General features: G+C 38.6%; 19 protein-coding genes. 14 read left to right on the forward strand and 5 right to left on the reverse strand.

What is annotated here, in order from left to right:
• The first annotated feature begins 107 nt into the window (after positions 1–107).
• The gene (locus BKO01S_RS03815; RefSeq protein WP_066048852.1) at positions 108–779 is read left to right on the forward strand and encodes an SOS response-associated peptidase; all 672 of its coding nucleotides are present in this window, start codon (positions 108–110) and stop codon (positions 777–779) included.
• Between the two features lie 41 nt (positions 780–820).
• On the opposite strand, the gene BKO01S_RS03820 is transcribed toward BKO01S_RS03815, so the two are convergent.
• Positions 821–1,705, reverse strand: coding sequence for a YitT family protein (locus tag BKO01S_RS03820; protein ID WP_066048855.1), 885 nt, complete (start codon positions 1,703–1,705; stop codon positions 821–823).
• Positions 1,706–1,845: 140 nt separating this feature from the next.
• Between BKO01S_RS03820 and BKO01S_RS03825 the strand changes: the two genes are divergently transcribed.
• The 5 genes from BKO01S_RS03825 to BKO01S_RS03850 all read left to right on the forward strand — a co-directional run bounded on the left by BKO01S_RS03825 (position 1,846) and on the right by BKO01S_RS03850 (position 6,201).
• Entirely contained in the window at positions 1,846–2,400 is a 555-nt protein-coding gene (locus tag BKO01S_RS03825; protein ID WP_066048858.1) for a tyrosine-type recombinase/integrase, read from the forward strand.
• A gap of 12 nt (positions 2,401–2,412) precedes the next feature.
• Complete coding sequence (locus tag BKO01S_RS03830) at positions 2,413–3,876, forward strand: potassium/proton antiporter (RefSeq protein WP_066048863.1); 1,464 nt, start codon at positions 2,413–2,415, stop codon at positions 3,874–3,876.
• Between the two features lie 137 nt (positions 3,877–4,013).
• Positions 4,014–4,451 carry a hypothetical protein gene (locus tag BKO01S_RS03835; protein ID WP_232311169.1) on the forward strand — a complete coding sequence of 146 codons (438 nt, stop codon included), beginning with the start codon at positions 4,014–4,016 and terminating at the stop codon, positions 4,449–4,451.
• A gap of 60 nt (positions 4,452–4,511) precedes the next feature.
• Complete coding sequence (locus BKO01S_RS03840) at positions 4,512–5,549, forward strand: DUF3231 family protein (protein ID WP_084361932.1); 1,038 nt, start codon at positions 4,512–4,514, stop codon at positions 5,547–5,549.
• Positions 5,550–5,883: 334 nt separating this feature from the next.
• Positions 5,884–6,201, forward strand: coding sequence for an antibiotic biosynthesis monooxygenase family protein (locus BKO01S_RS03850; RefSeq protein WP_066048873.1), 318 nt, complete (start codon positions 5,884–5,886; stop codon positions 6,199–6,201).
• A 13-nt stretch (positions 6,202–6,214) separates the two neighbouring features.
• Here BKO01S_RS03850 and BKO01S_RS03855 read toward each other — a convergent pair whose 3' ends face one another.
• Positions 6,215–6,409: a hypothetical protein gene (locus tag BKO01S_RS03855; RefSeq protein WP_066048875.1), complete on the reverse strand. Its 195-nt coding sequence runs from the start codon at positions 6,407–6,409 to the stop codon at positions 6,215–6,217.
• 124 nt (positions 6,410–6,533) lie between these two features.
• Between BKO01S_RS03855 and BKO01S_RS03860 the strand changes: the two genes are divergently transcribed.
• Positions 6,534–7,106, forward strand: coding sequence for a cysteine hydrolase family protein (locus BKO01S_RS03860; RefSeq protein ID WP_066048881.1), 573 nt, complete (start codon positions 6,534–6,536; stop codon positions 7,104–7,106).
• A gap of 30 nt (positions 7,107–7,136) precedes the next feature.
• Here BKO01S_RS03860 and BKO01S_RS03865 read toward each other — a convergent pair whose 3' ends face one another.
• Positions 7,137–7,892, reverse strand: coding sequence for a YqcI/YcgG family protein (locus BKO01S_RS03865; protein WP_066049575.1), 756 nt, complete (start codon positions 7,890–7,892; stop codon positions 7,137–7,139).
• A gap of 235 nt (positions 7,893–8,127) precedes the next feature.
• On the opposite strand from BKO01S_RS03865, the gene BKO01S_RS24780 reads away from it, so the two are divergent.
• From BKO01S_RS24780 to BKO01S_RS03880, 6 genes are all read left to right on the forward strand, one after another.
• The gene (locus tag BKO01S_RS24780; RefSeq protein ID WP_232311148.1) at positions 8,128–8,520 is read left to right on the forward strand and encodes a PQQ-dependent sugar dehydrogenase family protein; all 393 of its coding nucleotides are present in this window, start codon (positions 8,128–8,130) and stop codon (positions 8,518–8,520) included.
• Between the two features lie 13 nt (positions 8,521–8,533).
• The gene (locus tag BKO01S_RS24785; protein ID WP_232311149.1) at positions 8,534–8,725 is read left to right on the forward strand and encodes a hypothetical protein; all 192 of its coding nucleotides are present in this window, start codon (positions 8,534–8,536) and stop codon (positions 8,723–8,725) included.
• A 122-nt stretch (positions 8,726–8,847) separates the two neighbouring features.
• On the forward strand, positions 8,848–9,117 hold the full coding sequence (locus tag BKO01S_RS24790) for a hypothetical protein (protein ID WP_232311150.1): 270 nt from the start codon (positions 8,848–8,850) through the stop codon (positions 9,115–9,117).
• Positions 9,118–9,171: 54 nt separating this feature from the next.
• Positions 9,172–9,531, forward strand: coding sequence for a hypothetical protein (locus BKO01S_RS24795; protein ID WP_232311151.1), 360 nt, complete (start codon positions 9,172–9,174; stop codon positions 9,529–9,531).
• Between the two features lie 98 nt (positions 9,532–9,629).
• On the forward strand, positions 9,630–10,091 hold the full coding sequence (locus BKO01S_RS03875; RefSeq protein ID WP_198158757.1) for a hypothetical protein: 462 nt from the start codon (positions 9,630–9,632) through the stop codon (positions 10,089–10,091).
• Between the two features lie 54 nt (positions 10,092–10,145).
• Entirely contained in the window at positions 10,146–10,715 is a 570-nt protein-coding gene (locus BKO01S_RS03880; protein ID WP_066048884.1) for a hypothetical protein, read from the forward strand.
• 46 nt (positions 10,716–10,761) lie between these two features.
• Here BKO01S_RS03880 and BKO01S_RS03885 read toward each other — a convergent pair whose 3' ends face one another.
• The gene (locus BKO01S_RS03885; protein WP_084361964.1) at positions 10,762–11,574 is read right to left on the reverse strand and encodes an EcsC family protein; all 813 of its coding nucleotides are present in this window, start codon (positions 11,572–11,574) and stop codon (positions 10,762–10,764) included.
• Positions 11,575–11,753: 179 nt separating this feature from the next.
• Between BKO01S_RS03885 and guaC the strand changes: the two genes are divergently transcribed.
• The gene (gene guaC / locus BKO01S_RS03890; RefSeq protein ID WP_066048891.1) at positions 11,754–12,737 is read left to right on the forward strand and encodes a GMP reductase; all 984 of its coding nucleotides are present in this window, start codon (positions 11,754–11,756) and stop codon (positions 12,735–12,737) included.
• Positions 12,738–12,753: 16 nt separating this feature from the next.
• Here the strand turns inward: guaC and BKO01S_RS03895 are convergent, their stop codons facing one another.
• The gene (locus BKO01S_RS03895) at positions 12,754–13,416 is read right to left on the reverse strand and encodes a phosphatase PAP2 family protein (protein ID WP_066048894.1); all 663 of its coding nucleotides are present in this window, start codon (positions 13,414–13,416) and stop codon (positions 12,754–12,756) included.
• Positions 13,417–13,446: the final 30 nt, after the last annotated feature.

A 13,446-nucleotide genomic window follows, 5' to 3' on the forward strand; every position in this document is an offset into this window, starting at 1 on the left:
TATTATTTCATAATTATCAAGGAAATTAAGATAATTGTGAATATTACTAAGTTGTATACATTTGTTTATAATGATATTGATCTTTAATAAAGAGAGGGAAACCTTCCATGTGTGGCAGATTCTCATTAACCGAAGAAATATATAATCTTAAGAGACAATTTGAATTTGAGTTTTTTGATGAACTTGGTCCAAGGTACAATATTGCTCCTAGTCAAATGGTGCTTGCCATTGGCCAAAACAAGGGAGCCAGAAAAGGGGCGTACCTTAAATGGGGGTTAGTTCCTTATTGGGCAGAGGATTCGAAGATAGGATATAAAATGATTAATGCGCGTAGTGAAGGAATTGATGAAAAACCATCCTTTAGGCAGCCTTTTAAACAGAGGAGATGTCTTATCTTAAGTGATGGCTTCTATGAATGGAAAAAGATCGGTAAAGAGAAACAGCCCTATCGATTTGTCATGAAGAATGGACAGCCATTTGCTCTTGCAGGGCTGTATGATATTTGGAAAAAAGCAGGGAAATCACCACTGGTCACATGTACAATTATTACAACTACACCAAATGAAGTAACGAAGGATGTTCACGATCGTATGCCAGTTATCTTAAAGAAGGATGATTACGACACTTGGTTAGATCCAAAAAACCAGGATATCGCCTTATTAAAATCATTGTTGTTGCCTTATCCTGCTGACGAAATGATGAAGTTTGAAGTGTCTTCTTTAGTGAATAGTCCTAAAAATGAAGTGCCAGAAATTCTTCAGCCGATCAATAGTCTATAAAAAATACCTCCCTCATAGTCAGAGGGGAGGTAGTTGGATTTCTAATGGATGGCTTTTTTCTTGAACCTTCCACCTCTAACTTCAGCAATATCAGCGATTGCTAAAAAGGCAGAGGGATCAATTTCTTCAACAATGCTTGTCATTTTTGACTCTTCAAGTCTAGTGATGATACAAAAAATCACTTTCTTGTCATCGCCCGTATAAGCTCCTTCACCATGCAAATAGGTGACACCTCTCCCAAGACGGTCATTAACGGCATCTCCAATTTCATGTGCTAAGTCACTAATGATCCAAACAGATTTAGACTCTTCCATACCAGTAATCACTACATCAATTGCTTTCGAAGCAATGACATACGCTAAAATGGAGTACATAGCACGGTCCCAGGTGTACACAAAGCCTGCGGAACCAAGGATAAATAAATTAATAAACATAACAATTTCACCAACGGAAAAAGGAACCTTTTTTCTAATCACGATAGAAAGGATTTCCGTTCCATCAAGAGCTCCACCATTCCGAATAACTAGTCCAACACCAATTCCTAAAAAAATCCCACCAAATATGGTTGCTAGTAGGATGTCATCAGTAAATGGGTGTACAGGATGAAGAAAGGTAGTAAATAGAGATAACATGATAATTCCATAGATAGTCGAAATCGCAAATGTCTTTCCAAATTGCTTATAACCGAGATAAACAAAAGGTAAGTTGAGTAAGAAAAGAAAGATTCCTAATTTAATTCCTGTAATATGGGATAGCATAATAGATATCCCGGTTACACCTCCATCAATAACCTGGTTAGGAATCAAAAATATTTCTAACCCTACTGCCATTAACAAAGCCCCAAGGGTTATAAATATCCCTCTTTGAAAAATTCTCCGTGTAGATAATCGTCGGTGTTGCCTCTTTTCTAAAACTACATCTGTCAAAATCCTCACGCCTTTTCTATTAAAGTGTAGGAACGATAAAGGACGGTCCGTATAAGCAACATGTTTGTATGTAACATAAGTGTATAATATAATTAGGTTATGTTACCAAGGATATGCTCAAAAGAAGGGAAATAACCACTATGGAATATGTAGAGGCGATTCGTGACACGGGAAAAATAAAAGCCATTAAGAAGTATCTAAAAGACCAATCAGTAAGAGATTACTTACTATTTGTCCTTGGAATAAATACAGGATTAAAAATCAGTGAAATTTTGACCATCAAGTGGAGCGATATCCTTAACGAAAATGGAAGTATTAAGAATTTCTTGGAGCGAGAAGAGCAGAAAATCCCCATTTATGTAAATTCAAAAGTAAAACAGGCTATTTCTCTTTATCTTTCCTCAATTTCCTACCATTATAGTGACTATGTTTTCAAATCCTCTAAAACAAATGAACCCATAACGAGACAACAGGCCTATCGAATTATCAATAAAGCAGCAAAGCATGTGGGGATTGAAGGGAATATTGGAACACACTCCATGAGAAAAACCTTTGGTTATCACGCCTACAAAAAAGGAATCGCCATTGCACTATTACAAAAAATATTTCACCATACATCATCTTCTGAAACATTAAAATATTTAGGAATCAAGAAGGAGGAAGAGATCAAAACAGAAATCGATGTGAATTTATAAGGGGGATAAAACATGATTAATATTGATTATTCGATTTTATTAGGTTCGTTACTTCTTATTATTGGAATCATAACGACCAAATTCTCAAGTCGACTAGGAATGCCAGCCTTGATTCTCTTTTTAGCCGTTGGAATGATCGTTGGAAGTGATGGGTTAGGTATCATCTACTTTGATAATGCCACATACGCTCAGTTAATTGGTGTACTAGCACTGATTATCATTTTATTTGAAGGTGGTTTGCAGACAAGATGGACCACGGTGAAATCCGTCTTGAAACCATCGTTATCCCTCGCCACTTTAGGGGTCTTGATTACTACCTCAGTGGTTGCTATCGTCGTCCATTTTCTGTTTGATGTTCCTTGGTTAGAGGCTTTTTTATTCGGATCCATTGTTGGTTCCACCGATGCTGCTGCTGTATTTGCGGTATTAAAAGGGCAGAATATTAACCCCAAACTCGGAGCTACTTTGGAAGCTGAATCAGGTACCAATGATCCCATGGCCATGTTTTTAACTTTAATGTTTATTGAACTGCTTACGTCAAAAGGAGAAAATGTCCTTCTTCTTATCCTATCTTTCTTTTGGCAGATGGGAATGGGAGTAGGTATTGGATTGATGTTCGGAAAACTAGCAACCATGTCGATTAATCGTATTAACCTAGATTCAAGTGGGCTTTATCCCATTTTTGCTCTTGCTTTTGCTTTACTCACATATAGTGGCACAGCGTTGATTCATGCAAGTGGTTTGTTAGCTGTTTACGTGGCAGCCCTCGTTATTGGGAATTCAGATTTAACCTATAAAACTTCCATTTTCCGTTTCAATGAAGGGTTTGCCTGGATGATGCAAATTTTAATGTTTATCATACTAGGATTGTTAGTTTTTCCTTCTCAACTTTTTACAGCCGAAGTGATTGGAAAAGGCCTACTTATAGCAATTGCTTTGATCTTTATTGCTCGCCCGATCGCTGTGTACGTTTCTACAATAAAAATGGATTTTACTCATAAAGAAAAAATCTTTTTGTCTTGGGCTGGTTTACGTGGCGCCGTACCGATTGTGTTGGCAACTTTCCCTATGCTTGCCGGGATTGCAGATAGTCAAGCCATCTTTAATGTCGTCTTCTTTGTTGTATTTACATCTGCCTTAATCCAAGGCTCAACGATTTTACTATTAGCGGGGAAATTGGGATTAACAGGACCTATAAAGGCGATCTCTGCACACTCATTGGAACTGGTCTCTATTGGAAAAGCAAATGCTGAAATAATTGAATATGAGGTCCATAAAGACGATCTGTTAGTAAATAAAAAACTTGTAGACATTATATTTCCAAGTAATGTTTTAATCAACGCCATTATACGCTCAGAAAAACTAATCATGCCAAGTGGAGATACTTGTTTACAGGAGGGTGATATTCTCTATATTCTAACGGAAAAAACAAGTATCAATAAATTAAAGGAAATGTTTAGAGATCATGAGTTGTAAACGAGGGTAAATCGTAATAAACCAACATGCTAGACCCAAAAGAGGCTATTATGACAAAGTTCATAATAGCCTCACTTTTTTCTTTCATATATGCTATCCTGACTATAATTTTGTCAGTTGGAAAGATTATGAAAGAGGTGATAGATTTGATTACACGCTATATTGGAATTTACCTATTAGTATCACTCTTCGTTAGTTCAAACCATACCTACGCTCAGCCAACAGAATGTCCAGATCCCGATACACTCGAAGCAGTGCCTATAGAGAAAATACATGAAGTAGAAAAAGCGCTACGCATTCTTGTTCCAATTGCCTATGAGGTGGGAGAGTTTCCAGAACTATATTCTGAATGGAAGGTCGTTTCGCTAAAACCATTTCCGCAAACAGTCGGTAAAAAAGAGGATCAAGATTATTACGGGATGGCTAAAAACTTCTGTGGCAAAGAGGTGGCAGACCAGTCTTGGCTGGTACGTTTGCATTTTCCTAAAGTAAAAGCGGCGAGCGGAAGCCAAGGTCAGATTTTTGTTGCCAAAAAGGAAGGCAGAGGCTGGTCCGTTTGGTTTAAATATCATTAAAACCGAATAGAATGGCTGCACATTTGCAAAAATACTTCTATTGGAAACGGAGGTAATACAATGGAAAAACATAATATTCGATTGACTTCCTCGGAGATTGCCAATCTGTGGACTAACTACATGGGAGATAGTATATCTATTTGCGTGTTTACTTATTTTCTAAATCATATAGACGACTTGGAAATAAAAAGGGTATTAGAGCACGCGATCGATTTATCTAGACAGCATATTAGCAAAATTGCTCAAATTTTCAGGGAGGAAGGAATTCCTGTACCCCTTGGTTTTACCAATGAGGATGTATATCCGCAAGCGGAACGATTATTTTCAGACTCCTTTTACCTTCAATATGTAAAGCATATGACAAAGGGAGGATTGGCTACTTACAGTGCGGTATTACCAAACGTATTTCGAAATGATATTCGTGAGTATTATATGTCGTGTCTTTCCTCAACAATGGAATTGTTTAATGAGTCAACCAATTTATTACTTTCAAAAGGACTAGAAGTTAGGTCTCCTTACATAGCCTATCCATCAAGAGTAGAATTTGTAGAGAAACAAAGCTTCTTATCTGGTTGGCTCGGCGAAGAAAGGCCGTTAACAGCTATTGAGATTACTCATTTGTATGCCAATATACAAACCAACAAGCTAGGAGAAGCATTTTGTTTAGGCTTTGCTCAGGTGGCGAAACAAAAAGAAGTGAAGGAATATATGCATAGAGGCGTTGAAATATGTAAAAAGCACATCACGCTCTTTACTGAATATCTTCAGATAAATTCACTACCAATCCCTATGACCTGGGACCAAGAAGTGACAGGATCCACAGACCTTCCATTTTCTGAAAAGCTCATGATGTTTCATGTGGGCCTATTGAGTGCTACAGGAATGGGGAATTATGGAGTGGCGATGTCATTATCACCAAGAAGAGATCTTGCCTCTATGTACGGTCGACTGATCCCAGAGGTAGGAAAGTTTGCAGAGGACGGAACAAATATCAGTATTAATAGAACATCACCATATCAAGGAGCATACAATCCTTCGCGGCTTCCCGCATCCTTCGGGTGGAAATGGTCATCGTCACCGTCAGTTTGCGGAGAATAAAGAAGCGATGAAGAGTTACTTACATACATATTTTCAATCATAAAAAGAAGGTGTTACATTGAAGAAAATCAGCATTTATTTATTACTAGGGATTAACTTATTTTACATCGTCAATTTTTTAGTGAATTTTGAACAAATCTTTCTTGGAGTGTATTGGCTATTCTTTTTTATCATTGGACTCTGTTTATCGATTTTTTATTTATTTCAATCCAAAAAAGAGAACCCATACTTGTCCAATGCACTTTTAGTAACAAGTCTTAGTTCCATAGGATTTTATTGGTTTCAATATTTTTTAGCTCATTTCATGGGGTAGATAAAAGGGGGAAGCATCTATATGAGTAAAACTCCAGAGCCACCGTATTATGCTGTCATTTTCTCGTCACAGAGAACACCTGGAGACAATGGATACGGAGCCATGGCGGATAAAATGGTTGAATTGGCCTCCAAACAAAAAGGATTTTTAGGTGTAGAAAGTGCCCGAGACGAACAATTGGGAATAACCGTTTCTTATTGGGAATCCGTAGACGCAATCCAAGCGTGGAAAGAGCATTCCGCGCACATCATTGCTCAGGAGAAGGGGAAATCCGAATGGTACGAATCCTTCTCTCTAAGAGTATGCAAGGTAGAAAAACAAAGCTTCTTCAAAATGTAAAAAAGACATCCGATTAAGATTGGATGTCTTTCCCATGGATTCTACTTTTTACTTCCTCTGCATCAGTATTACTGTATTGACTAGTGCCTTTGCCGCCTGTTTGAGCTAATAATGCCTTTACCTCATTATAAGACAATCCTGATTCCGCATTCTTCCTTTTAACCTCATTGATATCGGTACCAATCTCAGTATAATCTTTTTGATTCATTCTTTAGCCTCCTATCTACTTTTTTAATACTCTTTCTTATAAATGCAAAAATTATGTAATGGTACCTTCTTAACTTGTAAATAATGTAAAAGGAGAACAAGTACAACCAGTTAGGAGTAATCCAATGGCGAAATTAATCAATTTACCGGCGTTAATGATTTTGGATGTTCAGAAGGGGTTTGACGATCCGTATTGGGGGAAAAGAAATAACCCTCAGGCTGAGGAAAACATGGCAAGCTTACAAGCAGAGTGGAGAAAAAGGAAAGGTACGATTATCTATTCCAAGCATCTATCGATCTTGCCTAAATCACCATTACACCATACGAATAAAGAAGGTACAGAGTTTAAGGATGTAATTAGACCAAATCCGGATGAACCGGTATTTACCAAACAGGTTAATAGTGCCTTTATTGGGACAGAGCTCGAAACATATTTGAGTGAACAGCAAATAAAAACAGTTGTTATTACAGGACTTTCCACACAGCACTGTGTATCAACAACCACAAGAATGAGTGGGAACTTAGGTTATCAAACGTATCTTGTATCGGATGCGATTGCAGCATTTGAAATCACCGACCACAAAGGAAAGACACACTCCGCTGATATGATCCAAGAGCTCGAATTAGCTATGCTACAGAAGGAGTTCGCTACAATTTTAACAACTGATGACATAATCAATCAACTGGATCAACTTTAACAAAATGTAGAGCGCAGGGAGATCTCTGCGCTATTTATCTAACTTGAAAAGCTTTAGAAACCTATGATATGGGCATTTGGATAAAGAGGTATCATCATCCCGTAAGAAATACTGTCTCCATTCGAAATTATCCTCTGAACCATAACTATTTAAATCGGGGTGATTATCAATGGAGTCGTACTTAGCCAACCGTTTACGAATCTGTTTTTTAATATTTTTCGCATGGGACTCATTTTTACCGAATTCTTGTAATACCCATCGTGGGGTTATGGCTAGCATCATCGTGTCAAAATGACGGCTTTGTCGGTTTTCATGTGAGGGTGTGGCACAGTACATAAAATATTTTTCCCCATGAAAGCAAAATTCCCAGACTGGGTCATGGGGGTCAGTTGGAATATCTTCAGGCCACTCCATCCCATCAATAGCAGAAAGACCACCTAATTGCTGCCAGAATAGTTGTTCATATTGTTCGACTGAATATGTTTCTTCACCCTCTACTAGAACCTTATAAAAAACAATAAGTGACGTATACTTACCAAAATCTTTTGATTTGTTTGTAAACTCTTCTAATAGCCTTCCCAATTCGTAAATCGAGGATAGCTCTCTTGGATCATCTACAAACCCGTAGCGGAGTTGGTTCGTGGAAAAGCCAATGGTTGCTGGTATGCAAGGGAATGGTCTTTCTTTATCCGTCATTTTTGCTTCGAATTTTTCTAAAGTCGTTCTTTCCCAATTGTCTAGGTGTTCTCGTAATATCGCTTCATCTTTATATAAACCTTTGATAATTATCACCTCACAAAAGCTTATATACTATATTCCCTTAGCTTTTATTGGTTGAATGTCCTAGATAAAATGGGCGTTATATCAAGAATAGTTAATAATTTCCTCGACCATACTGATCCTAGCTGGTTTTTATTGAGAACAGAAAAACATTTTGAAATAATTGTAAGACTCGGTTTACGTAATGAAACAGGAGGAAGAAGAATGAAAAACATAACAACCAAAAAAGTAAAAGAGCCAAATGATAACACTACCTATTAGTCCGCGGCCTCTTATAAATCCTGATGATGTTTGGGTGCCAGAGGGGTATAAAGTCGAAGTGGTTGCAGTGGGACTCTCGTTCCCGACAGGTATGGGGTTTTCAGACGATGGCACGTTATACATATTAGAAGGTGGCAGTACCTGGCCCACACGCCCAGCTCTTCCTCCACGAATATTACAATTAGATTCATCCGGAAATCTTGAGGTGTTTGCTGTCGAGACATTGGGTGGGCCAAGAGGTGTCACCTATCGAGATGGCTATATTTATGTGAGCTGCAAAGGTGGGTATTTAGTCAGAATTTTTCGCTATGATGTGAAGACAAGAGAAAGAGAAGTGTTAATTGAAAAAATCCCTAGCGGGTGGATGGCATGAGCTGGGAGGGCCGGTGTTCAGTCCACATGATGGATTAATGTATTTTGCTAATGGTTCTGTAACGCAAAATGGCGTGTGCCTGCCAGCCGGATTTACAGTTGATTTGGCCAAGCATCCTCATGCCCATGACATTCCGGGTGAGGATATGATCCTAACAGGAAACAATATTTCTACGAGAAATCCATTGATGCCTTTCCATTTTTAACAGAGACAGGGCCATTTAAGCCTTTTGGTACTCGCGCAAAAAAGGGTGAGAAAATAAAAGGAGAATTATGGTGTACTTCTGGATTATGGCGTTCAAAGCCAGATGGAAGTGATGTTGAGTTATTGGCTTGGGGCTTAAGAAATCCATATGGGCTCGCCTTTAGTGAGGATGGAGAATTATACGCATCAGATAATTGTCTTGAAGAAAAAGGGGAACGCTCAATTGGCGGAGATCCAGACCGGGTATGGCATATTCGTAATGCAAAAACCTCACATGGGAGTGTAAAAAAGCCTGATTGGTATGGATTCCCTGAATTTAGAGCTGACGGTGTGCCTGTATGGGATGAAAAAGCAAAACCAGCCAAAGGACTTCGTGCTGAGCAACTAATTTAGAATTTACCAGTATGGGCAGGACCTCCTGCGTATTTAGAGAAGCCTCATTCTTGTATGACAAAAATGGACTTCTGCCGTTCAGAAGAATTTGGTTTTCGGGGAGAGTTATTCGTAGCAGAGTTTGGCACCTATGCACCTCTTAATTCACCGCACGAAAAAGATATAAACAATGGCTTTCAAATTGTACGTGTTGATGTGAAATCAGGACAATCAAAAGTATTTTTAAAAAATAAGGAGCCTGGTGCCTCTTCCTATAATCAGTCTGGAGGAATTGAAAGACCGGTGGACTGTAAGTTTCACCCTAATGGGAAAAGCTTTTATGTGTTAGATTTTGGGCATTCTCCTGTAAAAGAAGGACTTGTCCAAGCATATGGACATACCGGTGTTCTCTGGAAAATTTCAAAGAGCGAGTAGGAAGGTGTGAGTGGAATGGATCATGAAACAATTTTAATAGAGGTAATGATCAATACTTAGCAAAACAACTTAAGGAAGTTGAAAAGTGGTTTGAACATGTGCTTACTATTCAATATGTACTTGAGAATAAGTTGCAAAAAGCAATTCCAGCCATTCAAGAACCACATATCCAAGAAGCAATTGAGAAAATATTAGATGCGAATAAGCATCATACAAAAGTGATTGACGAGTTATTTGATATTGTTGATAGCAAACCAAATACAACACTTGACTATGTTCTTGGATCGGTTGTTGGAAAATTTGAAGAACTGATGGGTTTTCAGGATATTATGGGTGGGGCGGTTGGGTCATGGCAACAGATTCACCATCTATTAATTTTGAATCAGCAGGCAATGGGAGCATTTGCAGTTGCGGAACAATTAGGACTTTCTCTGGGGATAAAAGAAATCGTAGGGGTCGGCTACTCCATCACTCATGAAAAAACAATGCACCAATTATTGCTTCAGGAATACATGCTGGAAATGGCACCCATTTCGATTTTATATAAGGAAGAAGTGTAATTTGGAATAAACTTTGAGATACCGCACTAACCTTATTAAAAGGAGGGGATGTGTATGAACAATTTCTCACGTATATGGAATAAGCAGCATGGAATGACAACAAGTCAGTTTTCGAATACGAATAAGCTAGTATTAGGAAGTATATTAGGGGCAATCGCTGCTATTCTACAATCGGCGGGACTTCTAGCTGGCGTCGGTTATGTGTTTAGTACATTAGCAACAGGTCCCATTATTTTAGCTACTATTTTATCCGTTCGTATTGGGCTACTTACATACGCACTTACTCCCATGCTACTCATGATTATTCAACCAACAGAAGTGTTTGTTTTCTTATTTACAACCGGACTACTGGCTGTCGGTATTGGCATCGGATTTAAAACCGTTAAAATAAGCACACTCGTTGCGGTTATCGGTGGTCTTTGTTTAACTGCTGGTATAGTAATATTGCTGACATTGTTCAACTTTCCTGTCCTAGGGCCTTCTCTTACAGAGATAAGTGTAAGTGTAGTTGGAGGTGTCCTCGCTTTTTCAATCGCATATAGTTGGATATGGATGAGAATAAGCTTAATCGGGATGAAATACATGAACCGTGTAATAGTAAGGCATATAGCTTATGAAAAATGATAAGAGATCGGGTCTTCATGTTATAGTGAAGACCCCTTTTTCCACCTTACGACTGACTCTCAGAAGTAACTCCCAATCTCTCCATAATCCTTCTTTTCCGATATAGCATAACTCCTGCTTCTGCTAAATCATGAATCATTGACCGATTGGTGAACGCTCCAAATACCATGCCGGCAATCGGGACCATTTGAAAAAGCTTTTTCCATCCAAATTGATCACGATACGTATAAACGACTTCGCGCCAGCCCTGGAGCTGAGACATCATTTCACCCGACTGACTCCCGTTTTGGTAGTACCCGGATAATTCCTTTAGAATGGCTTTTTTCCCAACAATATCGGCTGATGAAAACTGTAGGCATTTAATGATAAAAATACGTTCACTTTTTTCATTCGGATCATACCCATGAATGATCGCAATCTCTTGCAGGGTTTTTAATGAAATCGCTAATAGTGCAGGTACATCAATCGCCAGAGTGAAAATTCCTCCAATCCCTGTTGTTGCGCCTTGGACCGTTGCGACCTTTTTCCTGTTTTCTGTTAATGTTTGACTGATTGTATTCATGGTTGAAAGAGGGATATCTTTGATTTCATCCAAGGTCTCTATCGATTGATTTGCTTCTTTTTTTATCAACTCTAATAACTGTTTTTCTGATACTAGGTATTTCCCGCCATTTTGAATGTAGTTACCGATTTCGTCCAATAAAACTCCTACTTTGTTGTGGATGAACTGTGGGGTGACTTTATCTAGTAATTTAAAAGGGAGTCTACCAAGTCGTTCCCAAATCCAAAGGTTCCCTTGGTCCTTTTCCCATTTTTCGATAATGGCTAGCTCTTTTGTTAACTCTTCTTTGTTTTCCAATGTGATCATCCTTGTTTTTCTCCATTTTTCCTCAGTTTTTCAACTTTCACGTTATTCTAATCATTTGTTACGTAACAATATGTAAAAAGGTTTCAAAAGGATTGTCTAAAAAACATGAATAAGGGTGGAAAGGTCATACTAAGATAGCAGAACCCATTCAATACATAGAGGTGATCGTGATGGATAACGTATTTGATTATGAAGATATACAATTGATTCCAAATAAATCGATTGTAAGTAGCCGAACAGAATGTGATACGAGTGTGACGTTTGGTGGACGTACATTTAGACTTCCTGTGGTTCCAGCTAATATGCAGACCATAGTTGACGAAAAGATTTCTATTTATTTAGCGGAAAATAACTATTTTTACATTATGCACCGGTTCCAACCTGAGAAGCGCTTGGATTTTGTAAAAGACATGCAGAGTCGAGGGTTATACGCTTCGATTAGTGTCGGTGTGAAAGATGAGGAATATCCATTTATTGAACAACTAGCCAAAGAAAATCTTACCCCTGAATATATTACAATTGACATTGCTCACGGTCATTCCAACGCTGTTATTCATATGATTCAACATATTAAAAAACACTTGCCAAATAGCTTTGTAATTGCAGGCAATGTTGGTACTCCTGAGGCGGTAAGGGAGTTAGAGAATGCCGGGGCTGATGCGACGAAAGTTGGTATTGGACCTGGGAAAGTGTGTATTACGAAAATCAAAACAGGGTTTGGTACGGGTGGTTGGCAGTTAGCTGCATTAAGATGGTGTGCAAAGGCTGCCAGCAAGCCCATTATAGCGGACGGCGGTATTCGTACACACGGGGATATTGCCAAATCTGTTCGGTTTGGTGCATCAATGGTAATGATCGGGTCACTCTTTGCTGGACACGAGGAGTCACCAGGGGAAACAGTCGAAAGAGATGGAAAGACGTGTAAAGAATACTTTGGTTCTGCCTCAGAATTCCAAAAGGGAGAACGGAAGAATGTAGAAGGGAAGAAGATGTACGTTGAGTATAAAGGGGCTTTAAAGGATACATTGATCGAAATGGAGCAGGATTTGCAGTCATCGATCTCATACGCAGGAGGAAATAAACTGGCTGCTATTCGAACCGTCGATTATGTCATCGTGAAGAACTCTATTTTTAACGGTGACAAGGTCTATTAAAAGATGAAAGTGAGCATTACCCGGTAGGGATGCTCACTTTCTTTTTTCTTCTATCTTTATATCGCTGAAAAAATCCAATCGCGAGCATTAACCAAAAAGCACTAATGAAATATCCAGCTAGAATGTCACTCGGATAATGGACACCGAGATAAATTCGGCTAACTCCTATTGAAAGAATGACTACCAGACTAATTAGAATATGGATTGTCCGTTTGAATGAAGTATTGATATGGCGCCACAAAATAAAAGTCAGTACCCCATATAAGGCAAATGCCATGGTCGCATGACCACTCGGAAAGCTGTAATTACTCGCTTCAGCTAAACGATGCAAGTCCGGTCTCGCCCGTTGAAAGACCATTTTTAACGTTAGAAAAAGGATATTCGCCCCTAAGATTACCGCTATAAATAGGATAAGCTCCGCACGGTGGTTCAATACCTTGTATAGAAGAAAGAGACTGATTAGTGACAGAATAATCACTGGTATGGTATCGCCAATAAAAGTGAAAAATCTCATGATACCGGTTAACCATGGAGCTTCTACCCCTTGAATAGAAGAGATGATTATGTTGTCAAAAGAGACAATCGTATTTCTCCGCACGAAAAGTGCCATTACACTAAACGCTAGTAATGAGAGTAGACTTATAAAAAATGCAATCAGTAGTTGTGTTTTTAACTTCATGAGAAGGTCTCCATCTTTCTAGAATCTTAC

The sequence above is a fragment of the Robertmurraya korlensis NBRC 107688 genome (assembly GCF_001591645.1).
In the GTDB taxonomy this organism is placed as follows: Bacteria; Bacillota; Bacilli; order Bacillales; family Cytobacillaceae; genus Robertmurraya_A.